At 39.6% G+C, this 25418-nt stretch carries 22 protein-coding genes and 1 pseudogene; 18 read left to right on the top strand and 5 right to left on the bottom strand.

Annotated features, from left to right (window positions below; genetic code table 11):
• The first annotated feature begins 34 nt into the window (after nucleotides 1-34).
• The 4 genes from gdhA to BK583_RS16370 all read left to right on the top strand — a co-directional run bounded on the left by gdhA (nucleotide 35) and on the right by BK583_RS16370 (nucleotide 4443).
• The gene (gene gdhA / locus BK583_RS16385) at nucleotides 35-1396 is read left to right on the top strand and encodes an NADP-specific glutamate dehydrogenase (RefSeq protein WP_055735631.1); all 1362 of its coding nucleotides are present in this window, start codon (nucleotides 35-37) and stop codon (nucleotides 1394-1396) included.
• Between the two features lie 118 nt (nucleotides 1397-1514).
• Nucleotides 1515-2048, top strand: coding sequence for a dihydrofolate reductase family protein (locus BK583_RS16380; RefSeq protein WP_236702356.1), 534 nt, complete (start codon nucleotides 1515-1517; stop codon nucleotides 2046-2048).
• A gap of 258 nt (nucleotides 2049-2306) precedes the next feature.
• On the top strand, nucleotides 2307-3674 hold the full coding sequence (locus tag BK583_RS16375; protein WP_038477462.1) for a sodium-dependent transporter: 1368 nt from the start codon (nucleotides 2307-2309) through the stop codon (nucleotides 3672-3674).
• A gap of 355 nt (nucleotides 3675-4029) precedes the next feature.
• Entirely contained in the window at nucleotides 4030-4443 is a 414-nt protein-coding gene (locus tag BK583_RS16370; RefSeq protein ID WP_038477465.1) for a PaaI family thioesterase, read from the top strand.
• 39 nt (nucleotides 4444-4482) lie between these two features.
• Here BK583_RS16370 and BK583_RS16365 read toward each other — a convergent pair whose 3' ends face one another.
• Nucleotides 4483-4695: a hypothetical protein gene (locus BK583_RS16365; RefSeq protein ID WP_038477468.1), complete on the bottom strand. Its 213-nt coding sequence runs from the start codon at nucleotides 4693-4695 to the stop codon at nucleotides 4483-4485.
• Nucleotides 4696-4827: 132 nt separating this feature from the next.
• Between BK583_RS16365 and BK583_RS16360 the strand changes: the two genes are divergently transcribed.
• The 12 genes and pseudogenes from BK583_RS16360 to BK583_RS16310 all read left to right on the top strand — a co-directional run bounded on the left by BK583_RS16360 (nucleotide 4828) and on the right by BK583_RS16310 (nucleotide 20008).
• Nucleotides 4828-5883 carry an MBL fold metallo-hydrolase gene (locus tag BK583_RS16360; protein ID WP_055735632.1) on the top strand — a complete coding sequence of 352 codons (1056 nt, stop codon included), beginning with the start codon at nucleotides 4828-4830 and terminating at the stop codon, nucleotides 5881-5883.
• Nucleotides 5870-6157 (top strand): DUF3006 domain-containing protein, encoded by a 288-nt coding sequence (locus tag BK583_RS16355; RefSeq protein ID WP_160319276.1) that lies wholly within the window; start codon nucleotides 5870-5872, stop codon nucleotides 6155-6157. The genes BK583_RS16360 and BK583_RS16355 overlap by 14 nt, the downstream gene beginning before the upstream one ends.
• 159 nt (nucleotides 6158-6316) lie before the next feature.
• On the top strand, nucleotides 6317-13396 hold the full coding sequence (locus tag BK583_RS16350) for a DNRLRE domain-containing protein (RefSeq protein WP_078440226.1): 7080 nt from the start codon (nucleotides 6317-6319) through the stop codon (nucleotides 13394-13396).
• Between the two features lie 5 nt (nucleotides 13397-13401).
• Nucleotides 13402-14094, top strand: a complete 693-nt coding sequence (locus BK583_RS16345; RefSeq protein ID WP_055735779.1) for a DUF7003 family protein — start codon at nucleotides 13402-13404, stop codon at nucleotides 14092-14094.
• A 314-nt stretch (nucleotides 14095-14408) separates the two neighbouring features.
• A complete protein-coding gene (locus BK583_RS16340) occupies nucleotides 14409-15086 on the top strand; it encodes a DUF7003 family protein (protein ID WP_055735780.1) in 678 nt (225 codons plus the stop codon).
• A 308-nt stretch (nucleotides 15087-15394) separates the two neighbouring features.
• Nucleotides 15395-16459 (top strand): annotated as a pseudogene (locus BK583_RS16335) (RHS repeat-associated core domain-containing protein); the annotation flags it as partial.
• Between the two features lie 53 nt (nucleotides 16460-16512).
• The gene (locus BK583_RS16330) at nucleotides 16513-16938 is read left to right on the top strand and encodes a WapI family immunity protein (RefSeq protein ID WP_055735635.1); all 426 of its coding nucleotides are present in this window, start codon (nucleotides 16513-16515) and stop codon (nucleotides 16936-16938) included.
• A gap of 337 nt (nucleotides 16939-17275) precedes the next feature.
• Nucleotides 17276-17674 (top strand): hypothetical protein, encoded by a 399-nt coding sequence (locus tag BK583_RS20500; RefSeq protein ID WP_139366200.1) that lies wholly within the window; start codon nucleotides 17276-17278, stop codon nucleotides 17672-17674.
• 64 nt (nucleotides 17675-17738) lie between these two features.
• Nucleotides 17739-18671, top strand: coding sequence for a hypothetical protein (locus BK583_RS16325; RefSeq protein WP_055735636.1), 933 nt, complete (start codon nucleotides 17739-17741; stop codon nucleotides 18669-18671).
• A gap of 244 nt (nucleotides 18672-18915) precedes the next feature.
• A complete protein-coding gene (locus tag BK583_RS16320) occupies nucleotides 18916-19263 on the top strand; it encodes a YcnL family membrane protein (RefSeq protein ID WP_055735637.1) in 348 nt (115 codons plus the stop codon).
• 161 nt (nucleotides 19264-19424) lie between these two features.
• A complete protein-coding gene (locus BK583_RS16315; RefSeq protein WP_078440224.1) occupies nucleotides 19425-19574 on the top strand; it encodes a DUF2750 domain-containing protein in 150 nt (49 codons plus the stop codon).
• Between the two features lie 11 nt (nucleotides 19575-19585).
• Nucleotides 19586-20008 (top strand): hypothetical protein, encoded by a 423-nt coding sequence (locus BK583_RS16310; protein WP_055735638.1) that lies wholly within the window; start codon nucleotides 19586-19588, stop codon nucleotides 20006-20008.
• A 177-nt stretch (nucleotides 20009-20185) separates the two neighbouring features.
• Here the strand turns inward: BK583_RS16310 and BK583_RS16305 are convergent, their stop codons facing one another.
• Both BK583_RS16305 and BK583_RS16300 read right to left on the bottom strand, forming a co-directional pair.
• Nucleotides 20186-21445 (bottom strand): Nramp family divalent metal transporter, encoded by a 1260-nt coding sequence (locus tag BK583_RS16305; protein WP_055735639.1) that lies wholly within the window; start codon nucleotides 21443-21445, stop codon nucleotides 20186-20188.
• 214 nt (nucleotides 21446-21659) lie between these two features.
• Nucleotides 21660-22364 carry a DUF3270 family protein gene (locus BK583_RS16300; protein WP_055735640.1) on the bottom strand — a complete coding sequence of 235 codons (705 nt, stop codon included), beginning with the start codon at nucleotides 22362-22364 and terminating at the stop codon, nucleotides 21660-21662.
• A gap of 153 nt (nucleotides 22365-22517) precedes the next feature.
• Between BK583_RS16300 and BK583_RS16295 the strand changes: the two genes are divergently transcribed.
• Nucleotides 22518-23195 (top strand): DUF421 domain-containing protein, encoded by a 678-nt coding sequence (locus tag BK583_RS16295; protein ID WP_038477539.1) that lies wholly within the window; start codon nucleotides 22518-22520, stop codon nucleotides 23193-23195.
• A gap of 22 nt (nucleotides 23196-23217) precedes the next feature.
• On the opposite strand, the gene BK583_RS16290 is transcribed toward BK583_RS16295, so the two are convergent.
• Both BK583_RS16290 and BK583_RS16285 read right to left on the bottom strand, forming a co-directional pair.
• Nucleotides 23218-24291 carry a metallophosphoesterase gene (locus tag BK583_RS16290; RefSeq protein WP_055735641.1) on the bottom strand — a complete coding sequence of 358 codons (1074 nt, stop codon included), beginning with the start codon at nucleotides 24289-24291 and terminating at the stop codon, nucleotides 23218-23220.
• A 97-nt stretch (nucleotides 24292-24388) separates the two neighbouring features.
• A complete protein-coding gene (locus tag BK583_RS16285; protein WP_124741530.1) occupies nucleotides 24389-24508 on the bottom strand; it encodes a YjcZ family sporulation protein in 120 nt (39 codons plus the stop codon).
• Between the two features lie 166 nt (nucleotides 24509-24674).
• Between BK583_RS16285 and BK583_RS16280 the strand changes: the two genes are divergently transcribed.
• Entirely contained in the window at nucleotides 24675-25391 is a 717-nt protein-coding gene (locus BK583_RS16280; protein ID WP_055735642.1) for a sulfite exporter TauE/SafE family protein, read from the top strand.
• Nucleotides 25392-25418 lie beyond the last annotated feature (27 nt).

Below are 25418 nucleotides of genomic sequence, written 5' to 3'. Positions count from 1 at the left end.
AGGGGAGAAGGTGTAGAAATAAGGAGGTCGTGTTATGACTACAATAAAAAAACAAGATGCCAAAGCTTATGTGGACCAGGTTATTGGTCAAGTGAAAGAAAAAAATCCGAGCCAGCCTGAATTTTATCAAGCGGTGCAAGAAGTAGCCAAGTCTCTCATTCCATTATTCGAGAAATCACCTCATTACATGGATTATGCCATTTTAGAACGAATGGTGGAACCAGATAGATTCATATCATTTCGTGTGGCATGGACCGATGACGACGGAAAGATTCATGTAAACCGTGGCTATCGTGTTCAGTTCAACAATGCGATCGGTCCTTATAAGGGAGGCCTTCGCTTTGACCCATCTGTAAATGAAAGTGTCGTAAAATTTCTTGGGTTCGACCAAATTTTTAAAAATGCGTTAACCGATCAAGCAATTGGTGGTGGAAAAGGCGGTGCAGACTTTGATCCAAGAGGAAAATCCGATATGGAAATTATGCGCTTTACACAAAGTTTTATGAACGAGCTGTCTAAGTATATTGGACCAAACGTGGATGTTCCTGCTGGCGATATTGGAGTGGGAGGACGCGAGATTGATTATATGGTCGGCCAGTACAAGCGATTGCGCGGTGCCTTTGAAAAAGGAGCTTTTACAGGAAAAGGAATAGAGGTAGGTGGAAGTTTGATGCGTACCGAATCTACAGGATACGGTGCGGTTTACTTTGCTGAAGAGATGCTCAAAGATGAACAGGACAAGCTAGAAGGAAAGCGCATCATCGTCTCTGGAGCTGGTAAAGTCTCTCTTTACGCCATGGAGAAGGCTGTCGATTTAGGGGCAGTAGTTGTGGCTTGCAGTGATTCAAGCGGGTATATTTATAAGGAAGAAGGATTAGATGTTAAAACGATTAAGCAAGTAAAAGAGCAAGAACGCAAGCCTCTTTCGGCTTATCTTGATCATGATCAAGATGCAACCTATAACGAGGAAGACCGGATGTGGAACCTGTCCTGTGATCTCGCTTTTCCTTGCGCCACTCAAAATGAATTAGACGAAGATGATGCTAAAGCCCTTGTTCAGAATGGTGCCATTGCTGTGATAGAGGGTGCGAATATGCCTTGTACAGAAAAAGCCATTACGTATTTTCAGAAACATACGATTCAATTCGGTCCTGGAAAAGCCGCGAATGCTGGTGGAGTAGCGGTTTCCGCTTTAGAAATGGCACAAAATAGTTCAAGAGTTTATTGGTCTTTCGAAGAGATTGATAACATGTTACAAGAGATTATGGCAAGTATTTATAAGAAAAGCGCTACTGCTGCAAAGGAATTTGACTTAGAAGGTGATTTCATAGCTGGTGCAAATATCGCCGCATTTAGAAAAGTCGCTGATGTAATGGTCGCCCAAGGAATTATTTAATTTTATCGGAAGCAGGAGATTAATGATACCCAACATCATTAATCTTTTTTAATGTGACATGAACTGTCATCATTTTCGGATAGACTAAACGTATCGAACGAAAAGGAGTTGGTAGAAGGTGACTAAACGAAAAGTCATGTTGTTTATTGCGACAAGTTTGGATGGGTACATAGCGACAAAAGAAGAGAAGCTAGATTGGTTATTTGCAGTAGAAGGAGAAGGTGATAATGGTTTTTCAACGTTTTATCAAACTGTAGACACTGTTGTGATGGGGCGTAAAACGTTTGATTGGATAAAGAACGAGATGGAGGAGTATCCCTATCAAGATAAAGAAAGCTATGTATTTACTCGTTCGAAAACTCGCGCGCATTCGTATGCTCAATTTACAAATGAGAATGTCAAATCATTTTTTACGACATTGAAGCAACAAGAAGGGAAGGCCATATGGCTAGTAGGGGGAGGCGACCTACTTAAGACTTGCTTAGAGGAAGAGCTCATTGATGAAATCATTGTCACTGTTGCGCCCAAAATGATTGGAGAAGGGATAGCGTTGTTTCAAGAAGGCGAGTATCATGTGAATTTACATTTGTTAGGAGTCCAAACGTTCAATCAGTTTGTTGAATTACATTATAAAGTAGAGAAAGAAACGTAAAGCGTAGAGGAGAGATGTTTTTATGACAAGATGATTTATGAAAAAGCCTAAGGTTCAATGAAAGTGTAGACATCACCTTGGAAGATAGCGACTTAGCGTATATCTCCCCTATGAAACGGCATGGCAGTATCGAACGCAAACCATAATTGGAGATTACTGGAATGGAATGCTTGTTGCTCTTTTTACAGCCGTAATGGTAGGCTTAATGACAAGAGAAAAGAATGAATGACTCTTGTTAGTTAGGAAGGGAGCTTTACTATGGAAAAACAACAATGGTCCTCAAAATACGGCTTTATCTTAGCCGCTGCAGGATCAGCAATTGGGTTAGGAGCGATATGGAAATTTCCGTACGTAGCAGGAAGTAATGGAGGTGGCGCTTTTTTCCTTATTTTTATTTTGTTCACCTTACTTGTAGGGTTACCGTTACTTATTGGCGAATTTGTTATCGGACGGAGTACACAAAAGAATGCCGTTGATTCATACAAAACGATAGCACCTGGAACGGCATGGCATCGTCTAGGAAACCTTGGCATGATTACAGCGTTTCTATTGCTGTCCTTTTACAGTGTAGTAGGTGGATGGATTGTTATTTATATTTGGAAGGTAGTTACAGGTGAATTAGCAGGGTTAGACGGCGAAGCATACGGCGCCATTTTAAATCAAACCATAGCAGATCCGTTTCTTGTGATTATCGGTCATTTATTCTTCATGCTATTTGTGATTATTGTAGTAGCGAAAGGTGTACAAGCTGGAATTGAAAAAGCAAGTGTCATTATGATGCCGGCATTATTTATTTTATTTCTAGTCATAGTCGTTCGCTCCGTGACGTTAGACGGTGCAATGGAAGGAATTGAATTTCTACTTATTCCTGATTTTAGTCAATTAACGAGTGATGGTGTGTTATTTGCAATGGGGCAGTCATTCTTTGCTTTAAGCCTAGGGATTTCAGTGATGGTCACATATAGCTCTTACTTATCGAAGGAAGAGAATTTAATTCAGTCGGCAAGTGCGATTGTGATTATGAACTTCATTGTTGCACTGCTAGCAGGGTTAGCCATTTTTCCAGCTGTCTTTTCATTCGGTCTAAGTCCTGATGAAGGACCAGCATTAATCTTTGCTGTCTTGCCAACTGTATTTAGCCAGATGCCTTTTGGAATGGGCTTCCTCCTTATTTTTCTTATCTTGTTTTTATTCGCTGCTCTTACTTCTGCATTCTCCATGCTTGAAATTATCGTGGCAGCACAAACAAGAGGTGATGTAAATAAGCGTAAAAAGTCTGCTTGGATCATTGGTCTTGCGATCTTTATCGTTGGTATACCATCTGCTTTATCGTATGGTATCTGGTCTGATTTCACGATCTTTGGTCAAATCTTTTTTGATGCGGTCGATTTTCTAGTGAGCAACATTCTATTACCAGTAGGGGCATTATTAATTGCGATCTTTATTCCGTTACGTATGAAAAAAGAAGTATTATATGCAGAGTTTAGCGCTGGGAATACAGCTGGTCGTAGATTATTTGCTGCGTGGCTACTGTTTATTCGAATCGTTGTACCAGTTGCGATTGTAGTCGTGTTTCTACATGCTTTAGGCATTTTTGATTGGTTAATTGATGTAATAAAAGGATGAGAAATGAAGCATTGATGCGACGGTATTTCTTTCATGAAAGATCGAACAGATTGTTTTAAAACGATAAGGTAAATGGATTAATGGCAATGAGTATCATCCATGGTACAATTCTCGGTCCCGCCCTAGGTGGGGCCAGATGTACCCTTATGAAACGACTGAAAAACCAGTAGAAGTGAGCAGCTACCTCTAGACCTTGGTCATGAAAATGCAGGAATGAGCGGCATTCTGCTGTAGATAGATTCCTCAATGTATTCCCTTAAAGGTCCATTTTGTATAGAGACAAACATGAGAATAAGAGTGGAAGCAGCTGAAGATAAACGGAAAAATGAAAACGTTTTAAAACGGAGGATTGTTTATGTCGAACCCTTTAATGGATGTCATTCATTTTAAAAAAGAACCGCCACCGTGTGATACCTTCACAGGAGTTGAAATAGTGGAAGCGCATGAGGGAATGGCTCATGCCATTTGGCGACCAACTGAACAAATGCTTAATGGAAATGGTGTTGTGATGGGTGGGTTTGTTTCATCAGCTGCGGATGTAGCAATGGCGTATGCAATCTCTTCCTTAATGAACGATAAGCAACTGTTTGCTTCTGTTACCCTTAATGTTGCTTTTCACCGCCCGGCTCTTCCTGGAGAAATTGAAGTAAAAGCAGTCGTTGAAAAATTTGGACGTACCATGAGTTATGTGACAGCTAATTTGTATCAAAACGATAAACTGGTTGCAAGCGCTGTTTCATCTGTTTTGGTACATGAAGTCAACGATTAAGCTTAGAAATAAAGAGTCGAGACGTGCACGACTCTTTTTTTAATAGAAAATGAAATAAAACAATGCAACTGCGCCACCGATGATTAAGTAGATTACGCGCATGTTTCCTTTCGGTTCTTTAAAAAACAAAAATAAGAAATAGGCCACGATGCTAGCAATGAAGAAGCGAATCAATGTAGGATCATTATACAAAACGGCAATAACGCCGATGACAAGAAGGAACGCACGAAACACATAGTCAATCAATTTCAAGGAAGACCACCTACTTTCTGTTACCAAGAGATATGGTATCAAGAAGAATAGAAAGTGTCAAAAGAGGGTGGTCTATTTAAATGGTGATTGATACACTTGGAGTAAATAAAAAAGGATAAAAACGGAGGAAACATGACTCGAAAATGGATTTTAACTATAGTGTGCCTCTTACTAGTAACGGCTTGTGCAGGAGCTGATACGCCATCTACATCACTCGCAGCCGATGCGCCAATTTTGGCTGTACATTACATAGACGTAGGTCAAGCAGAAGCCACTCTCGTAACATGGGAACAGGATGAACAAGCATTCAACATGCTGATTGATACAGGCGACTGGAATGACCAGACTACCATTGAGTACTTACATGAACAGGGCGTCGATGAGCTAGATCTAGTGGTAGGCACTCACCCCCACGCTGATCATATCGGTCAAATGGCAGACGTCATCAACGAATTTACTGTGTTGGAGGCTTGGATGTCCGGAGATGAAACAGATACCCTTGTTTTTGAACGGACATTAGATGCGGTGTTAGAACATGAGGTGGATTACCACGAGCCAAGAGCCGGTGAGCAAGTTGAAATAGGTGGTGTTACCATTGATGTACTTCATCCTGAAACCCTTAATGGCGATTTAAACAACGGATCCATTGTGATGAAATTGACATATGGAGAGGTGTCTTTTTTGTTTACAGGTGATGTAGAGCTACAAGGGGAAGAAGACATGCTCGATCGAGGTCAACATTTACAGGCAACCGTCTTAAGCATGCCGCATCATGGGTCAAATACATCGTCATCAGAGCCTTTTATAGAGGCTGTTCAACCTTCCTATGCGATTTACTCTGCAGGTGTTGACAACGCCTATGACCACCCAGGGGAAGAAGCTCTTGAAGTAGTGCGAGGAACAGGTGCTACGATTTATGGTACGGATGAAGTCGGAACCATTATTGTTTCTACAGACGGAACTACTGTAGCTATACAAAGTGAACGAGAAGAGGCAGATTGTGTCAATATCAACAAGGCAAGTGTAAAAGAGCTAGAGCAAATTGCGGAAATTGGACCAAGTCGGGCACAACAAATAGTAGACCTTAGACCGTTTGCAGCCCTTGATGAATTAACAGATGTAGATGGAATTGGTGAAGCAAGACTAAAGACCATTAAGGAAGAAGGGATTGCTTGTGTCGGACAGTAAGTATCATGGTGTTGTCGATCGCGTGACGAATGGGATCGCCGTCATTCTCGTTGACTCCTTACAAAAACAATTTGAAATGAGACAACAGGATTTACCAATTGATGCAAAAGAAGGCACTTGGCTTTTGCTCACTTTAGATAACTCCCACGCACATGTTTTAAACGCTACTGTTGACCATACTCAACAAAAAAAGAAACAACAAACCATTCGAGAAAAATTAAATCAAGTAAGAGAACAGTCGTCTAAAAATAGCAAACGAAAGAGAAAGCACTAATGCATGAGCCTCAAAGGAATAAGCCTTTGAGGCTTTGTTGTGTATAGGCAACATTTTGTCGAACAAATGTGCTTGTCAAAAAGGAGAAGAACACATATTATAAAAATGTTACAAATGTAACCAATTTGTTACAAAAATTGAGAGAAAGTGGGTTTGAAGATGAGGCGAAAGGTACAAAAGCTTTTTATTTGGTTGCTTACCCTGCTTATTGTGGTTGGTGGCATGCCATTACAAGCAGTTGCAGAACAGGTTGGTGGACAAAATCAATCAGAGCAACAAGAGATGGAGAATCATGAAGACGAACGAGAAGAAGTAGTAGAAGAAACGAATGACGAAGAAGAAGATGGAGACGATCACCTTCTTTATGAAGATGTTGAACCAGACTTTGAGTTCGTCGAGGGTGAAAGTGATAAAAATTCTGAATTGGAAGATAATGATGACCCTGGGTCACAAGAAGAGCTAGTTGATGATCGTACAGAGAATACGAAACTTTTCTTGAATGAGGATGGCTCTTATACCCAAGAGGTGTATTTTGAACCTATTCATACGCTTGATGATGCAACAGAGGAATGGCAAGACATATCAAGTGAGCTAGAGAAGGTTTCGTCTGACGAAATTACGACAGAGAACACAAACCTCGCCTCAAGCTTCAAACCTTTCATGGAAGATGGAGAGTATGCCACATACACCCAAAATAATGACACCATTACGTTTTCGCTTCTTTCGGCAACGGATGAAGATGGAGAAGTGATTCCAGTTGAAAACCAACATGCCTCTTTTAACGAAAATGAAATTACCTACCAAGATATCTTTTCTAATATTGATTTAAGACATTTTACATTTGATCAAAGTACGAAAGAAGATCTTGTATTACATGCCTATAATGGCCTTCATACATTTACGTATCATATTAAAACCAAACTAGTGGCACAAGAAAATGAAGATGGTTCAATCACTTTTTCTACGACAGAAGGGGAAGCGACGTTTGAACTGCCAAAACCCTATATGGCAGATTCACAGTACGATGATGCAAAAGGAGAAACCGCTGAATCACAGGATGTGCGTTATACGCTAGAAGAAATGGAAGATGGCTATGAGCTAACAGTGGAAGCGGATCGTGACTGGTTAACAGACGAAGCTCGTGTTTATCCTGTTTATATTGATCCAACAACCTCTGTGAACGTGAGCTCAGATGCGTTTGTCATGAGCGCCTATCCGACAACGAACTATAGTTCAACGAGTAGTAAATGGGATTCCTCTCAGAATGCCCACGTTTTAAAAGTCGGGAAATACGATAACACGACAGGAACAACGTATGGCTACTTAAAGCAAAACATTAATGCTGTTAAGAATATGACTGTAACAAAAGCGACATTTAACGCCCATGTTATTCACCATTACTACGGCGACAATCCAAACGGCTTGTGGTTAGATACCGTTAATAGTGATTGGACACCGAGCACACTGAATTGGAATAATAAGCCTGGCTCTACAAATATTGCGAAAGTAGATGTTGGTCGAAACAAAAGAGCTAGTTTTGACGTAACAAACACGGTAAAAGCTTGGTTGAACGGGTCAAAAGCTAACTATGGCTTTAAGCTACACACAAATGGGAACGGAAAAGAATTTTGGAAAAAAGTCGTATCGACTACAAATTCAACAAATAAACCGCACATCAGTATCACATACACCATTCCAGCACCAGCGGCACCAACGTCTAAAACCTATACAACTGGGGATGGTGCAGGTCATGTGAACCTAAGCTGGAAGAAGATGCCGGGTGCAACAGGCTACAAAGTATGGGTGTACAACGGAAAGGATTATCAAGCCTTTAACGTTGGCGATGTAGCAAGCTGGTCAACAGAAGGAAAGAAAATTTGGCCAACAGCATCAGACATTGCGGCAGGAAAATTTGCGCTTTATACAAACGGAAAAGGGGCAGAGCTTGCAGTTGACCCTTCGCCTGTCTACAAGAACTCTGGCGGGAGTTATCCAACGAGTAAAAATTACTGGTTTCGAGTTAGCGCAATTTACGGACAAGGTGAAAGTGCTATGTCAGACGCACATAAGCCGAACATTCCAAACTTAAAGAAACCAGACAAACCAGCCTCGAAAAGCTATAGTAACGGAAACGGTACAGGCTACATTGATTTATCATGGCCAGCCATAAGTGGTGCAACAGGCTATAAGCTTTATCTTTACAATGGCACTAAGCATGAGATGGTCGATGTTGGAAATGTGACTTCCTACACTACAAAAGGAAAGAAAATTTGGCCAACAGCAGCAGAAATTAAAGCAGGCAAGTTTGCTCTCCATTTAACGGATAATGCTGGAGCAGAGCTACCGGTTGATCCATCACCTGTATACAAAAACTCTGGTGGGAATTATCCAAATGCAAAAGACTTTAATTTTAAGATTCAAGCATACAATGCTCATGGTGAGACGGTCCGCTCGGCAAGCGCCTTACCGTATATTCCTGATTTAGAAAAACCAAAAGCACCAAATGGTGTGGCTTACACGAATATTAAAGTGGAAAACACAGGCTACATTATGCTGGATTGGGAAGAAGTCGAGAATGCGACAGGCTATAAAGTGTGGATGTCAAATGGTAAATCGTTCACGAGCTTCGATGCAGGGGACGACACCCAATGGACGACCCAAGGAAAAGGGATCTGGCCAACTGCCGCAGACATTGCCGCTGGGAAATCAGCCTTATACACGAATGGGAAAGGATCAGAACTTGCAATTGATCCGTCACCTGTTTACAAGAACGCAGGCGGTAACACAACAGCAAAGAACTACTTTTTCAAAATAACCGCTTACAACAAGCATGGCGAAACGATTCAATCACCTGAATTCAAACCATCTATTGGACAGCCGACGGAATTTTTTGGTGAAGAAGATTATTGGTCGATTCTTTCTGTTCCATATGGAAAAGTGAACGCCGCAACAGGAAACTTGATCGTTTCGGAAGAAGACCTTTCTATTGGTGGTCGTGGACCGGGATTAGGGTTTTCACGAACGTACAACAGTCTAGCACCGACAACAGGCATGTTCGGTTACGGTTGGCATGCTGATAGTGAAATGACACTGAAGCTTTCTGGTAACCAAGCGCTATTCGTTGATGATGACAGTACGCTACACATTTTTACAAAACAAAGCGACGGCACGTACAAGCCACCAACAGGCGTATACCTTGAGCTAGAAGATAAAAACAACGCGTTGATTTTGACGACGAAAGACCAAACAAAAGCCCACTTCTCAAAAACGACAGGTAAGCTTGAAAAACTTGTTGATGGGCATGATAACACGACGACCTACACGTATAAAAACAATCGTTTAGAGACGATGAAAGATGCTTCAGGTCGAACCGTTACCTTCGTTTACAACGCTGATGGCACAGTAAAAGAAGTACAAGCACCAGGATCTCGTAAACTTTTATACAGCTATGAAAATGGGAAACTCGTAAGCTATACTGATTTTGATGGTGCTGTTACGAAGTATGAGTATGCAGCAGATGGTAAATTACTAGCGGTGTACGAACCAACCCACACCGATGCAAAACCAGTAGTCAATCGTTTCCTTTATAACGGTGATATGCTGAAAGAAGCGATTAACCCGAGAAACGAATCATTCAAACTTGCTTACGATTTAACGAAACGGACGCTTCTTTTTACGCAGCCAAACAATCGTAAACTATCTTACACGTACAACGCAGCTGGGAACCCAATTCAGTACGTGGAAGATGTGGACAGCTTAAAGCTAACAACGAATTACAAGTACGTTGGAAATAATTTAACAGAGACAACAGATCCAAATGACATAGCTTCTGGAAAACCAACGGAATCCTTTCAGTATGATAAAGATGGCAATGTGATTAAAGCCGTTGATGATTACGGAACAGAAACGTATACGTATAACGACAATCATGACGTCACATCAATGATTGATACAGAAGGTGACGAAGTAACGATTGCGTATGACGGTCTTGATGCTGTATCGGAAACCGATCAAAGTGGGAAAACCGCATCGGCGTCTAAGTATGCGAAAAACGGAAACCTAACCGAAGAAAGCCATGAACTCGCAACGGCAGCCAATCTTCTAGCAAACAGTCGCTTTGAAGACGGTACGACGAGCTGGACACGTATTGATAAACAGTCAAACGGTACGTATGTAGTTGAAAAGCAGTCTGCTGGAAAGCTGGCAGGTCCGAATTCGTTGAAAATGACGATGCAATCCGATGTGACCGAGCATGTGTATCAAGCAGCAACTCAAGTCGTTGATGCCTTACCAGACGTTTCCTATACATTAAGCTCACTAATTAAAACGGATACAGTAAACGCTCGTGCATTTCTAAATGTAGAAGCGCTAGATGCCAGCGGCAAACGAATTAAATGGATTGATAATCGACACAGTCATCTTGTCGGTAAACAAAACTGGGCAGAGCGTCAGCTTTCGTTCGTAACGCCAGCAAATACGGCAAAACTTCGCGTTTATTTAGAGCTAGAAAAAGTAAAACCAACAGCAAGTGGAAGCGCATGGTTTGACCAAGTACAGCTAGAACGAGCAGAAGTATCATCAAGCTACAACCCGATTCAAAACTCAAGTTTTCTAAACAATTTAACAAGCTGGAGCGGTTCTGGTGGCTCAGTAGACAGCGCTGGATTTGATGACAAGAAATCCGTTAAAATTGTTAAAACAGCAGGACAAGCAGTCAGTGAATACAAACAAACGGTTACGTTAAACCAAGCAGCCAATGAACAAGCAATGGATTTAACGTTCACAGGTTTATCAAAAGCAGACAATGTAAAGTCAACGAACTACGGCTTAAAAGCAAAAGTATTTTATACAGACGGCACGACCGCAGACTTTGGCCCAGCGACGTTCCCAGAAGGAACGAACGACTGGAATCGAACGGCATTAAAACTAACGAAGAGTAAGCCAATCACAAAAGTAGATGTTTCTTTCTTTATTCAAGGTAGTGGAACGGCTTGGTTTGACGACATGCGTTTGCTTGAAGGCAATGTCATTAAGAAACAAACGTTTGACAATCAAGGAAACTATGTCACGAAAGTAGAAGACGAACTAGGTTTCACAACATCAAGTGTATTTGACACGTACGGAAACGAAACAGAATCCACCGACGCCCTTGGTAAAAAGAAAACATTCACGTATGATCTAGCCAATCAATTAAAGCAGCTAAAGCTTGAAAATGGCACAAGCATTTCGTACACCCATGATAAAAACGGCAATATGCTGACAAAGTCGATTGCGCCATCATCAGGGCAAGCGCAAGTATTCACGTACGAATACGACACAGCTGGCAAGCTGATGAAAACCGTTGGACCGTTTAATGATGTCGTAACGAACCAATACGATGCCAACAGCAATCTCATTAAAACAACAACACCGAACGGGCACACAACCGAATTAACGTACGACGGCACAGACCGGATGGCGACGAAAAGCTACAACGGTCAAATCGCCTACCGCTTTACGTACGATAAAAACGGCAACGAGCTAACGGTGAAAGACGAAAAAGCAAACGGAACGAAAGTCCGCACGTTCGATAAAAAAGACCGCATGGTTACGCTTGCTGAACGAACAGGAAAGCAAGAATGGAATTACTCAGAGACATCCGATAAACTAAATACATTCGTGTTCACCCACGGAACATTCAAACAAACGAACACGTATGAGTACAACAAAAAAGAACAAAACATTCGCATGAAAGACGGCGACGCGACGTACCATTTTGATTACGATGAAAAAGGTAACGTCAAAACGTTCTCATCTGGAAACCGCACAGGCGCAAGCTTCACATATGACCCACGCGGTCTCGTTACCGCCCTGACAGTCGGATCAGAAGCTGGCGCACCATTTTTAGAGGAATTCATGACGTACGACGCGAATGGAAACCGTACATCGATTAAAGATGGTAGCGGTAAGGCGATTTCGTATACGTACGGCGCTCTTGACCAGCTCATGAGTGAAACGTTACGCGACGGCACGAAAAACGAATTCACTTATGACGGCTTCGGCAACCGAACATCAGTCAAAACAACAAAAAATGGGCAAACAACAGAAACAAAAGCAAGTTATAATGTCTATAATCAGCTGACAAGCATGGGCAACGAATCGTTTACGTACGATAAGAACGGCAACCGACTAACAGACGGCACGTACAGCTACACGTGGGATGCAGCCGATCAAATGACCGCTGTCACGAAAAAAGGCGAAACGAAGCCATTCGTCACGTACACATACGATGAAGACGGACGCCGCATTCAAAAAGCGGTAGGCACAACGATTACCAACTACTATTACGACGGCGACAGCCTCAACGTTCTTTATGAAACGAACGGTTCAAACGTCGTTACAAAGTCGTACACGTACTCCGACGCAGGTCAACTCGTCGCGATGAAAAAAGGAAGCGTCAAATACTACTACCACTACAACGCTCATGGCGATGTCATTGGTATCAGTGACAAAGACGGCAACCGACTCGCAACGTATGAATACGATGCGTGGGGCAATCCGCTGAAAGCCGACGAAACCGCAGCGGTCAAAGACAACACGTACCGCTATGCTGGCTACCAGTACGATCACGAAACCGGCATGTACTATCTTATGGCCCGCTACTACGAGCCAAAGCACGGCGTGTTCTTATCCCTAGACCCAGATCCAGGCGATGAAGACGACATCATTACGCAAAACGGCTACACGTATGCGAATAATAATCCGGTGATGTTAGTTGATCCGGATGGGCATTGGGTGTGGCTAGCGGTAAACGCAGGATTTGCGGCATATGACGGATACAAAGCGTATAAAGCAGGTAAGGGCTGGAAAGGCGCTGCTTGGGCAGCCGCATCCAACTTCGGACCAGGAAAAGTATTCAAAGGTGCGAAAAAGGCGTTAGGGTTTGCGAAGAAAGGTAAAAAATATTTTAAACCAGGAGCATACGCTAAAAAGTCTATACCTGCAAGGAGTACAAGTAGTAGATTAAATAAAAAAGAAAGGCGGGTGCTGAATAAAATAGGAGATAAATATGGTTGTCACTCTTGTGGTACTAAAAATCCAGGTACTAAGTCGGGAAACTGGATAGGGGATCATCAGCCAGTCACTGCCCTAAATCGATATCGCAAAAAACAAAAATTATATCCTCATTGTAAAGCATGTTCTAGTAAGCAAGGCGGGTATGCTAGTGCTTATTCAAGAAAAATGAATAAACGTAGGTGATAGTAATGTGTTCAAAAAATCTAAGTGTGTTTGAAGTTCTGGATAACTCAATTAAGGCAGGAGACATAAGTTTATTAGATAATTTTAACTTTGATTTTGCTAAAGGTAAGCTTTCTGTATTTGTGAATGAAAATCATTGGTTAATTACATTTCAATTTCTGGGAATTTCAAAATTAGGGCCAAGCATTGATGTGCAAATTGTTGGTAGTGATGTAACTAGCGGTAGTGATGGAATCTTGTGGGAAGAACCTTTTATTTTTTTAGATAAACAAGGTAACTATATTGACATTGAAGACGTAGAGGCTGGTTTTACAAAAGATAACTTTGAAATTTCAGTGAGAAATAAGACATTTAATTTTAAAGTCGGAAAAGATCTAAAAGAAAGAATTAATGACAAGAATGAGTGGATAACTGCATTGCGTGAAATGGTAAAGAACAAGAATTTTTTAGAGTTGGTATGGTTAACTGAAGAGGAGCAGCTTGAACAAGCTGCTTTATCTTCCAGTTATTATTGTATATATTCAACTGAAAATTGGCCCCATCCTGTAAGTGATACTGATTCAACACAAAATTATTCTTTTTTCAAATCTGTTGCTCATGCAATCTCTAAGAATAATGCAGACTATATAGTGGATAATGAAGAAAGTAATACTTATTGGAAAATATGGGAAAAATTCGATTCTGTTAATTTTTGGTAATTTCAATTACGCAAGCTATTTAAAGGCATTTGTCAGAATCAGTTTGAAGTTTTGTTATTTACAAGTGTGTAAGTTAAGCTTTGTATCTCTTTATTGTTTACTGTAAACTGTATAAGGGTCATATGGCTTGCCTTATGGTATGTTTTTATTGGTATAAAAACAGTGTACCGTATCGGGCTTGTCATATGACCTTTTTACACATTTAAATGGACTCTATCCAGTTTCATCAAAAAAACAAAATTTAATGTTTATAATTAGTTAAAAATCAAGATCTGTAGTGATTTAATATTTTTAGATAAGGGAGAGCTTAATTGATGATTCGTGCTGAAGATGTACTCGAAATATTAGATAGAGAATTTGATGAATTTAATCGACCGATTTTTGAGTGGAGATATACTAATTATATTGGTAGTAGGTGCAGTATTATTAAATTAAGTAATGATGGATGGGTAATTTTAGTACAGTCATTTCTTTTAGATAATAAGGGACCGTTCATTTCTCTCGACATTTACAGTAATTCACTATCAAAATCTTATAAATCTGTTAATGTGGGAGTTAAACTAAAAGATAGGCTTGGACTTGAAATAAATTATAAGCATAGTGAGGTTTCTGAATTATTGAAAATGGACAAAGTTAGCTTGATAAACAAAATCTACAAGGTTAATCAATTTGCACCTCCAACTAATAATTTGAAAGATGAAAATAAAGAAAAGATCCTTACATCTTTTTTCAGACATTTATTTGATACTACGTCTTTAAGTGATTGCTTATGGTACAAACCTAATGAATTACTTAAAGAGATTGGTCTAAATAGCAAGGTCAAAACCTATCTTGAAATTGACGAATGGGAATATCCTGATTATTTGACCGATGCAAGTGAGTCAAAATCATTTCAGTCCTTTGCAAATTTTCTTGAAACAGGTGAAGTACCAGTGGATTTAGGAGAAATAAATAGTGGATGGGAGCAATGGAAAGAGTTTGACATAAATTAGTAGTAGCGTAAAACAATACTTCCATATTTGCGATGGTAAGGATAAAATAGGTACTAAAAACATGCTGAAATATGTGTAATGATAGAGTGAAAGAAGACGGTTACTAATTCAATTAATTTGGAAGAATTTATTAATAGTTGGCTATCTGAATAGAATACTGTTTGTAATGATTAAATTATTAAATTCTGTCGTTTAAAAGTAAAAGGAAAAGTAAAAGGAAAGGTCCGCATGAAGATGCGGGCTTTTGTTAATTAAGGTCTTTTTTTACGTACGGCGCCCTTGACCAGCTCATTAGCGAAACGTTACGCGACGGCACGTACAGCTACACGTGGGATGCAGCCGATCAAATGACCGCTGTCACGAAAAAAGGCGAAACCAAACCATTCGTCACGTACACGTACGATGAAGATGGACGCCGCATTCAAAAAGCGGTAGGCACAACGATTACCAACTACCATTACGACGGTGACAGTCTCAACATCCTTTATGAAACGAACGGTTCAAACGCCGGTACAAAGTCGTACACGTACTCCGACGCAGGTCAACTCGTCGCGATGAAAAAAGGAAGCGTCAAATACTACTACCACTACAACGCTCATGGCGATGTCATTGGTATCAGTGACAAAGACGGCAACCGACTCGCAACGTATGAATACGATGCGTGGGGCAACCCATTAAAAGTTGACGAAACCGCAGCGGTCAAAGACAACACGTACCGCTATGCTGGCTACCAGTACGATCACGAAACCGGCATGTACTACCTCATGGCCCGCTACTACGAGCCAAAGCACGGCGTGTTCTTATCCCTAGACCCAGATCCAGGCGATGAAGACGACATCATTACGCAAAATGGCTATACGTATGCGAATAATAATCCGGTGATGTTAGTTGATCCGGACGGGCATTATGTATGGGCTTTAGTTGGTGGCGCTATTGGAGGAATAAGCTCTTATAAAGCAGCGAGAGCAAAAGGTGCCAGAGGTTGGAAACTGTTTGGTGCAACAGCTGGAGGTGCAGCGCTTGGTGCTGTAGGTGGTGGTGCATTTAGAGTTGGAAAAATATTCTCAGGGGTCACAAAAAAGAGAAAAGCAGTAGCAGGTGTAATAAGAGGGCATACAAAACATGGTCTACATCAATCAATTGGTAGAGATGGTGGAAGAGGAGTGAGCATAAAAGCAAAGTTGGAGGCTGTAAGAAATTCAAAGAAAACTATTAAACAATCAGGTGGTAAAACCAGATATTATGGAAAAAAAGCAAATGTTGTAGTCAATAAAAGAGGACAAATTGTTACGGTTTTTGGTAAATCAAGAGCAAAGGGACCAAAACAAGTTTTTCACAAGTATGGTAAAAGAGAGTGGTATAAAAATAAATAAGGTAAATTACAAGAGAAGCCTTTCTCTTGAATTCTTATTCATAGGAGTATGATATGTCTTTAATCAGAGACGAATTTTTAGAATTTGAACTTACCCCTAGAAAATATTATGAACATGGAGAAGATCCATTTATTGTTTCAAGTTGTAAAATAAGTGATCAAGATAAAGTTATCTTTAAAGACTTTTCTGTACATCTTTTAGAAAGCGAATATAAAGAAATAGTCAGGGGGTTACGTAAATTATTGGTAGGTTGGTCTAAAGAGTTTCAATTTGAATCAGTTGAGCCATTATTAAGGCTAACTTTTTCGAGAATGAAAAAATCAATTATAGTAATTGTTGAAATACTTCATGTGACAGAAAATGATATAGAAGTTGTAAGAGAATTTCAATTAAGAGGTAGTAGTGATTTATTGAAATTATTTAAGAAAGTGCTTCAAAAAGAATTAAAGTTGGTCGAAGATCCCTCCAGCTTACCGTAACAAATCTAGGGATTTTATCAATTTGGTTTTTATACATGTAAGAAGTCCTCACAAAAATGTGCGGGCTTTTGTTTACTCCTACTTCTTCACAAAAAAATGGACCAATATATGCTTAGTATTTTTTGATGTCCTTATGTAAAAGACAATGAAGATGAACGATCAACATAAATTTTTTAGTAATTTAAAAAACTATTGTGTTTTTCTGTTGGTTCAAATAGAATAAAAATGTAATTAATTACAAAAAAAACATTAGTAGGTTTTATATGGAAAAAATGGTGCTGTATTCCGCTTTTGTTTTTTCTTTATCTCTTTTTTGGGTCTTGCCAATGCAGAAGAATTGGGCTCTAAAGATCCTTACGGTGATATCGATTCGCCTGAGTCTATTATAGACTTTTTAGTTAACGAAGCGCATGTGATACCAAACCCACATCATTTTGAGTCAATGGCAACTATAACTGCTACATCACGAGCAGGTGTGTCTGGCGCTATTGGGCAAGTACGTGAAACCGCTACTTCATCGACAACAAGAGTAGTGGATTATGTATACGCAAGAGCTAGAATTTATCAGAGCGGCACGGTTAGAGCTGATGCTTCAGATACTTCAAGAAAAGATAATTATGCTGGAGCTGCAACATCATACGTCAGTAAAAAAAGTTCTGGATACACACGAGGAAACCATGAATACAGACATGCTGGTTATAAGACAATAAATCATGTAACTCGAAAAAATCACTAATATTTAAATAACAGTAAGCGTATAATTTTATGAAATTATACGCTTCTTCTAATAGGAGGCCAAGATGAAGAAACGTTTTCTTATTTTCTGGTTAACAACTACCTTTTTAATCAGTTGTTCCAACAGTATTAATGAAGAAGATTTTCAGCAAGTGCAAGATAATGATTTAAGAAACTATTCAACAGAAAAACAGGACATATTTGCGTTCGGACTTTATGATGATGACAGAAGAATCATTGATACCTATTTAAGCGAAAACCTTAAAGATACGTACCCATTAGAATTCGAGATGGAACAGTATTTTGACGAAGATATTGATTTTGGTTTGCTTGCTTTTGAGAATTTTGAACAGATTCCATTACATTACGAAGGAAAGGATCGTAATTTAATTACATACCATGTACAGTCAAACAAATCAGAAACGGTTGCTTTCAACTTGAAGTTAAAAGCAAATGTGAATAGTGAAATCTCTTTTATTAGTTTTACAGATCCGTATCATTCTTTTGATTCTGAACCTGATAATATAGAAGTAGCTTTCCAATATGAGGATATTTTTTCATTAAGAAGGGCATATAGTTCTTCAGATCCAATAGAAACTAAGTTTATAGAGAATGTTGAAGTGAGTACAAGTCACCTTATAGATGATAACATTATTGAAGGATTAATTATTGATACAGAAGTTGGACAATACAATTACATTACTCAGTTAACAAGTGAAGAAAATGCTTTTATTCATATAGGTAACGGATATGGAGAAGATGTTCCGTATGCGCTAATTGCTTTAAAGAACTGGGAGCAGGTTGATATTAACGGCGAGAGAGTATTGTATTTCACGGTCCCAAAAGATGCTACGAAAGTAATTCAGTTTGAGACACCTAAAGTAAAATCGTTAGAACCTTTTCAGTTTTTTGCCTTCCCATACCCTTACGAGATTGAAGAAGGCTTCTATGAAGCGGATCGTATTTATTCTTCAGCGAGGATATTCGTATCACCTTAAACAAAAAAGTAGTAACATGTTATTCGGACATCTTAACGAGTTAATTGCCAATGTTCTCCAGAAACACTTTTTAGTTTTTTTGATGATATGGTTCATTTATAAATTAATTACAGTCGATCGCGATCGACTTTTTTTGTGAAAACTTTAGAAAAACTTTAGAATTTAGAATTCTAACTGGCTGTATAATGGATATATATTGCTACAAATAGATAATAACCATTTAATCTAGAAAGCAGGAGCCCTAATGAGCCAATTTTGTCCCATTTGCGAAAAGCCCTTTACGGAAGAAGATCTCTACGATGCAAAGACCCCCTTTTCATTTAAATGTCGTGGTTGCCAATCTCGTGTATACGAAGTAAAAACATCACTATTATTGCTTATACCAGCGTTAGGATTTGCTGGACTCCTTATTTTTTTAAGTGAGCAGATTAACGGATGGTTACTGCCTATTCTTCCATTCATTGAAAATTGGCCAATAGCCTTAATTGCAATAGTCTTCTTATTTCCGATTTACTATTTTGGCGAAAATACACTTGTTAAATTAACGTATAAGCACGGAAAGTTTTTCAGCCGAAGAAAACGTGTTGCATAATTCTACTAACAAGTCATGACAAGCCCGCATGTAAGTGCGGGTTTTTAGTGCACAAAATAAGCAGCTTCTCGGCGACCAATCGTTGAATTTCGATTTTATCTTACAGAATCTAATGCAGGAAAACTATCAATCTCTTTAAGAGATTTTATTCTTATGGGGGATTGTTTAGACGATTAACAGAATTTAAAAAAGACTGGCTGCATGGAATGAATGAAGATGGCTTGTTAGTAGGCACGAATTGGAATGCTAAACTAATTGGTCTTGAGGTGGAACCTATGATTTTATATAAAGAGTTAAAAATTGAAACTTAAGCGAGGGAAAAATGGACATTCTCCAATTTAGTAATGAGGAATTATCGATCGCGCTTATACTCGATGATTATCATAAAGAAAAGGGTTTTTCAGCTGATGCTGATTTAACGATAAGGTTAAAGACGAGCACATTAAATTTTTATTGCCATAGTGGACCTTATTATGTTCGAGCTTCTAGCTTGCGGAGATTTCATAAAGAGTTAGTGAAACTGACGGGCACAGGTTGGCTAAATCGCAAAACAACGGCATCATTTAGTGATGGTTCTGGAGAACTGATGCTGACATTTAATGAAGGTGATGAGAATTATGCTGTCGAAATTGAACTAACGCAACATTTACATGAGCAGCGGTACACGGCAACACATGCGCTTTCACTAGAATGTGTAGCTGACTGTAAAGAACAAATTGGTACGTTTTTACAGGTGATGAAATGAGGAAGACGTTCTTGTCACTGGCAGGGCCTAACGTGATGCTCAAAAATTGCAAAGTCTTGGATCTAGTTGTGCATAAAGCGTCTAGTGCCACCTTGTTACTTCCATTGAGACTAATGTAATACTTTATCTGATAGTTGTGCTAAAGACAAAAGCCTTAGTTGAGACTAAAGCTTTTGTTTAAAAGAAACTTATAAACACACGAATGGCGAGTAATGTCACGAGGCCAATTATGAAAAGCGTAATGATGTTGCTTGATGCGGAGTTTTGAAAACGCCCCATACGGTCTTTTTTGTTCGTCAACCTATAGAGTACGACTGTGAGGACAGGTAATAGTAAACCGTTAATCGCTTGGGCCGAAATGATTAGTTCAATAGGTGATCCGCCAAAAGCCCACACAAGTGCAATGGGGAGGAGACCCGTAATAATCAAAATGATGCGGTTAACCGGTGCGTCTGGACTTTCTGATTGGTTAAACGCATGACCGAATAACATTGGTTGCACCGTTAAATTAAATAAGCCAGATGAAAAGCCGGCTGTCCATAGACCGATGGCAAAAAAGATGGTTGCAAATGATCCGAGAATAGGTGTCAGCTGCACAGCCATATCTCCAGCACTGTTAATGGTTTGTCCTGATCCATAGAATGCAGCTGCGGAAGATAAGAGAATCGCAATAGAGATGATAGCTAACAGGGTGAAATTTATTTTTAAATCATTGACTGAGATGCTGCGTATTTGTTCTTTTGTGTAAGCGGAGTGGCGATATTTGTCTTTCATAAAACCTGAAAGTGCTACAAGTGTATTCGGTACAAGGATGGTTGCAATTAGTGCAAGCACGATGAGTAGATCTCCTTGCGGAATGGAAAACGTGAATCCTTGATTGATTGTTGCACCTGCGTTTGGCAGAGCAGCAAGTGCAGTTAAACAAAAGGTTAAGACAAGCATAATCATAACAATTCGGTTAATATTCTCAAGCACTTTGTAGACGCCAAACCAAGCAATCCCCATTGCCGAAACTGAAAGCAAACTAACCCAGGCAAGCATAGGAACGGATGGAAAAATAAGATTCATAGCCATGGAAGCACCGATGAAATTCCCTGCTTGAAAGGCGAGGGCACCGAGCCATAAGCCAAAGAAAATAAGTTTGGACCATAAACTGCTTATTTCATCTCGAATGCCTTCTAATACGCTTGTTCCTGTTGCGACCGTCCAATTAATAACAGGTCGTTGGATAAAGTAGCCAACAAGACAAGCGAGGACAAGAATCCAAGCGACTTGAAATCCAAATTGGGCACCAGCAACGGATACGGTTGTCACAGTACCTGGACCGATAATACATGCAGCGACAATAGCGCCAGGCCCCCACGAACGATACCAAGGAATTGTCTGATTCTCTTCTAACGATGCTACAGTCACTTTCTCTCTAACTACATTCGTCAATCCAACCACTCTCCTCTATCTTGTGATTGTATCAACTAAAACCTAGAATTTTCTGTGTTTTTGTAAGGTAATCTACGATAAATCTTGCTTAAAGATGGCTTCTTTTATGAATGGCTAAAAACAATAAACGGTAAGTGCACCCCTCCTTTGTTTTTATAGAGGTTCCTTATGCTATTAAAAAAAGCCGCTCAACAAAGGTCGAGTGGCTCTTGTATTACCATTGAAAGATGGCTTTTAACGTTAATAGTGAAACTGAAAATAGTAGAGACGCTATTAAAAAGGTTGGTAGGTGAGCATAATCTTCTTCAGGCAATTCTTTACTAATGACGTTAAAAATCATGGCGCCTGAACTAAAGGCGATTAATGAATCGACAAATAGACCAGTTGAAGGGCCAAATGTGCCAGCAATAGCACCTATGAGTGTTGTTGTTGCTAGAATGAAGCGACCGTATTGACGGTGAACGGTTTTATTACCATGACCAATGTGATAGGAGATACCGATAAAGTGAAGCCCAACAGCGACACCATAAAAAAGAGCTTCAACGGTTTTAACGTCTGATGCAAAGACAATATAAGAGATCATAAATGTATAAAAGGCGAAGAAAGAGATTTGTACGAAATAAGATGTATTCGGATGTTGCTCGTGTTTGGTTTTGGCAATTTTATAAACACTGTAATACACAAGTAATCCGAGTAAACCAAGAAAGTAAAGCTCTGAGTCTAATGCAAGATCTCCACCAAGTTGATCCTGCTCTTCATGCATGGTAGGCAAGATGTAGACAAAGACATAAGCAATCGCAACACCTCCTGATAAGGAAAGGATTTTCTGCTCTTTGAAAGGTGTACGATGAATGATGGGTAGTGCAAATAGTTGAATGAGGATAAGCATTACCCCGATAAGAATTGATTCTATTGTCATGTTGTTGCCTCCCCTTGCTTCATGCTTATCTATACCCACTTTTAAACCATCGAAGTTTACAGTTTTGTAAAGAAACCGTGTACAAATGTCTGGGTCTGAAATCGTCGATTTTGGTCTATGCTGTATACGAGTGGTATGAGAGGTGGTTATAGTATGGGAAATTTGTTGCAGACAACGATAGAATTGACGGTAGGACTCTTTGCACTCCTTATTTTAACAAAAGTAATGGGGAAGACGTCTTTTGCGCAAATCACACCGTTTGATTTTATTTCTGCTTTAATTTTGGGTGAACTCGTTGGGAATGCCATTTATGATAACGAAACGAAATTAGGGACCATTCTGTATTCAGTATTAATTTGGGGTATGTTGTTATACATTATCGAATGGTCAACGCAGCGGTTCCGGAAGACGAGAAAGTTTTTCGAAGGAAATCCTTCTATTATTATTCAAAATGGACACTTAAATCGAAGGGAAATGAAACGGAATAAGCTCGACATGAATCAGCTTCAACATCTCTTAAGGCAAAAAGATGCGTTTTCTGTTCGAGAGGTGGCGTATGCGGTTTTAGAAACAGATGGACAAATAAGCGTTTTAAAGAAACAAAAATATGACCAACCGACCTATGAGGATTTTAAACTTAAAGAGGACCCTGTTTATTTGCCTGTTACCTTTATCAATGATGGTGTGGTTGACTGGGAAAATATCAAAAAAGCTGGATTAGACGAAAACTGGTTAGATAAGCAGCTCTATGAGCAACGGATTGATCATTATCGGGACGTGTTTTATTTAGAGTGGAAGTATGATGAAGGGATTTACCTTGAAAAGATGTGAAGAGCCCTCTTCACATCTTTCTTTATGTGCAAGTTTTGGGGATCCAACCGTAATAGCCATCTTTTTTGGCTAAATCATACCCACTGCATTGATCATCAAGTATCGAAACGTGATCACCTTGTTTTACTGTTAAAAAGGAAGCACTGACATCAGTTGTGCACTGCCACTGTTCATCTTGATAGGTTAGATACTCATTTTTAATCCAATAATTCGTCTTGTTCGCTGCACTGTAACAAAGCGTGAAATGTTCTTGTTTTTCTTGTTTTTCTACTAAATAATTCGGCCAATTAATGGTCCCTTGTTTGGATTCATCTGAAAAGGAGTGAACAATTTCTTTTATCTGTTTACACTCATCAACATAGGTTGCTTCAAACAACCCATCTTGGAGGGTGAGGGCATTTAGTTGCCCAATGGATTTGACCTGCAAGCCACCATCTAAACAAATAATACGTCTATCAAAGTCAATGATTGGATTCATGTGACTTTTTTCGCGGCTTAAATAGTTTGATATTGGCCAGTGTCCAACAATGACGGTCTTTTCTTCATCATGCCCATGTTCATAAAAGGATGGGAAGGCATAAGCGTTTGTTAAAGACGTTTCTCTCCAATCGTTCGTTCTCTCGATGCCAGCATGAATGATGATAAAATCCTCGGATTCAAGTGCATGAGGAAGCTGCTGAATCCATTCGAGTTCCGCCTGATAATGGTCTAGGCAAAATTGAGCGATCTCTTTAATAGAAGAAAACTGTTTCCACTCACGATTTTGTTCTCGAAGCATTTCATGAATAAGAGAGTACGGTTGTCGTTCTAAGTAGGGAATCAGTTGTTCGTTTTCTTTTAGAAGATGAAGGAGGATGGCGTCGTTATTTCCTAATGTTGTATAAACGCGATGCGTATGATGAAGATCCATTATATAGCGAATAAGGCCAAGACTATCTTGTCCTTTCTCACAGACATCACCATTAAGAATTAAGGTATCGCTAGCGGAGTACTGTAAGTTGGTGAGCAGTTTTTTAAACAACTTTAAGTTTCCGTGAATATCTGACACCATGTGGGTTTGTTGATTCTTTAAAGAAATGGTTTGCGTGTGTAACATCGAACATTCCACCTATCCACTTTTCTTTCTATTGTGGCAATGTAAATAAAAAAAGACAACCTCGAAAGGTCATCTTTTTACAATCTGGAAGAACAAATTAGCAATATCCGCCACCTACATAAGAAGCTCCGATGATGATAAGCAAGATGAATAATACAACTACTAATGCAAATCCGCCACCAGCACCAGCTCCGTAACCACCGCCTGCGTATGACACTTGGCATGCCCCCTTCCTGCGTTTCTCTATATCAAGGTATGCAGGTGTACCCTAATTGGTTTGTAGTTTCTTAAAAGAAATGAAAAAGTAGGGCAATCGCCTAGACGTGTGCCTACGCATGGAATCATGTTAAAGTTAGTGCATTAGTGAATGGGAGGCAATTAAAGTGGTTAGTATTCTGTATCTTTTCATTGTCTTTTTCGCATCCGTTCTTCAAGCGGCAACGGGTTTTGGATTTTCTATTATCGCAACCCCATTTTTACTGTTTTTGTTTGCGCCAGATGTGGCGATTCAAGTGAATTTATTTGTGTCTATCCTTATTTCCCTTTTATTATTTATTCAAATTCGTAAAGATGTTTATCTGCCACTTATAAAAAGACTTGTTATCGGAAGTGTTATTGGCGCCCCAATAGGTGTCATCCTGGTACAACTTATCAATGAGACAGCCGTAAAAATAAGTGTAGGAACTCTTTTACTTTTTGTTACTCTTCTTCTTGTGTTGCCGGTTAAAATGCAGCAAACAAATAGACGAGATTTGACTATAGGTGGACTTTCTGGAACATTAACGGCGAGCATTGGCATGCCAGGACCACCATTACTCGCCTATTTTGCTGGTGTTAATATGACAAAAGAACAAACACGTGCAACAACACTGGCATTTTTCCTACTCATCTATCCCATTAGTATTGGATTGCAATGGATCACAATAAGCATAAATAGGGACGTGTGGGGGCTTGTAGGTTTGGCACTGCCAGCCGTAATTGCTGGATTAATCGTCGGACATTTTATCTTTAAGAAAATGAATCAAGCTTTGTTTCGTAATGTAACCTACATTCTTTTACTCGTCGCAGGTGTAGGGTTAATAATTGAGTCAATTTGGTGAAAAACTGTAACTAGGCACGAGTGGCAA

The sequence above is a fragment of the Shouchella oshimensis genome, from assembly GCF_002019765.1.
Taxonomy (GTDB): domain Bacteria; phylum Bacillota; class Bacilli; order Bacillales; family Bacillaceae_D; genus Shouchella; species Shouchella oshimensis.
The sequence above is the reverse complement of the archived record's forward strand: the minus strand, read 5'-3'. Positions and strand labels throughout refer to the sequence as shown.

What these genes read in the sequence shown, in the direction of transcription:
- gdhA (WP_055735631.1), top strand. Translation starts at nt 35, where the DNA reads ATGACTACAATAAAAAAACAAGATGCCAAAGCTTATGTGGACCAGGTT.
- BK583_RS16375 (WP_038477462.1), top strand. Translation starts at nt 2,307, where the DNA reads ATGGAAAAACAACAATGGTCCTCAAAATACGGCTTTATCTTAGCCGCT.
- BK583_RS16370 (WP_038477465.1), top strand. Translation starts at nt 4,030, where the DNA reads ATGTCGAACCCTTTAATGGATGTCATTCATTTTAAAAAAGAACCGCCA.
- BK583_RS16360 (WP_055735632.1), top strand. Translation starts at nt 4,828, where the DNA reads ATGACTCGAAAATGGATTTTAACTATAGTGTGCCTCTTACTAGTAACG.
- BK583_RS16350 (WP_078440226.1), top strand. Translation starts at nt 6,317, where the DNA reads ATGAGGCGAAAGGTACAAAAGCTTTTTATTTGGTTGCTTACCCTGCTT.
- BK583_RS16345 (WP_055735779.1), top strand. Translation starts at nt 13,402, where the DNA reads ATGTGTTCAAAAAATCTAAGTGTGTTTGAAGTTCTGGATAACTCAATT.
- BK583_RS16340 (WP_055735780.1), top strand. Translation starts at nt 14,409, where the DNA reads ATGATTCGTGCTGAAGATGTACTCGAAATATTAGATAGAGAATTTGAT.
- BK583_RS16330 (WP_055735635.1), top strand. Translation starts at nt 16,513, where the DNA reads ATGTCTTTAATCAGAGACGAATTTTTAGAATTTGAACTTACCCCTAGA.
- BK583_RS16325 (WP_055735636.1), top strand. Translation starts at nt 17,739, where the DNA reads ATGAAGAAACGTTTTCTTATTTTCTGGTTAACAACTACCTTTTTAATC.
- BK583_RS16320 (WP_055735637.1), top strand. Translation starts at nt 18,916, where the DNA reads ATGAGCCAATTTTGTCCCATTTGCGAAAAGCCCTTTACGGAAGAAGAT.
- BK583_RS16310 (WP_055735638.1), top strand. Translation starts at nt 19,586, where the DNA reads ATGGACATTCTCCAATTTAGTAATGAGGAATTATCGATCGCGCTTATA.
- BK583_RS16300 (WP_055735640.1), bottom strand. Translation starts at nt 22,364, where the DNA reads ATGACAATAGAATCAATTCTTATCGGGGTAATGCTTATCCTCATTCAA.
- BK583_RS16295 (WP_038477539.1), top strand. Translation starts at nt 22,518, where the DNA reads ATGGGAAATTTGTTGCAGACAACGATAGAATTGACGGTAGGACTCTTT.
- BK583_RS16290 (WP_055735641.1), bottom strand. Translation starts at nt 24,291, where the DNA reads ATGTTACACACGCAAACCATTTCTTTAAAGAATCAACAAACCCACATG.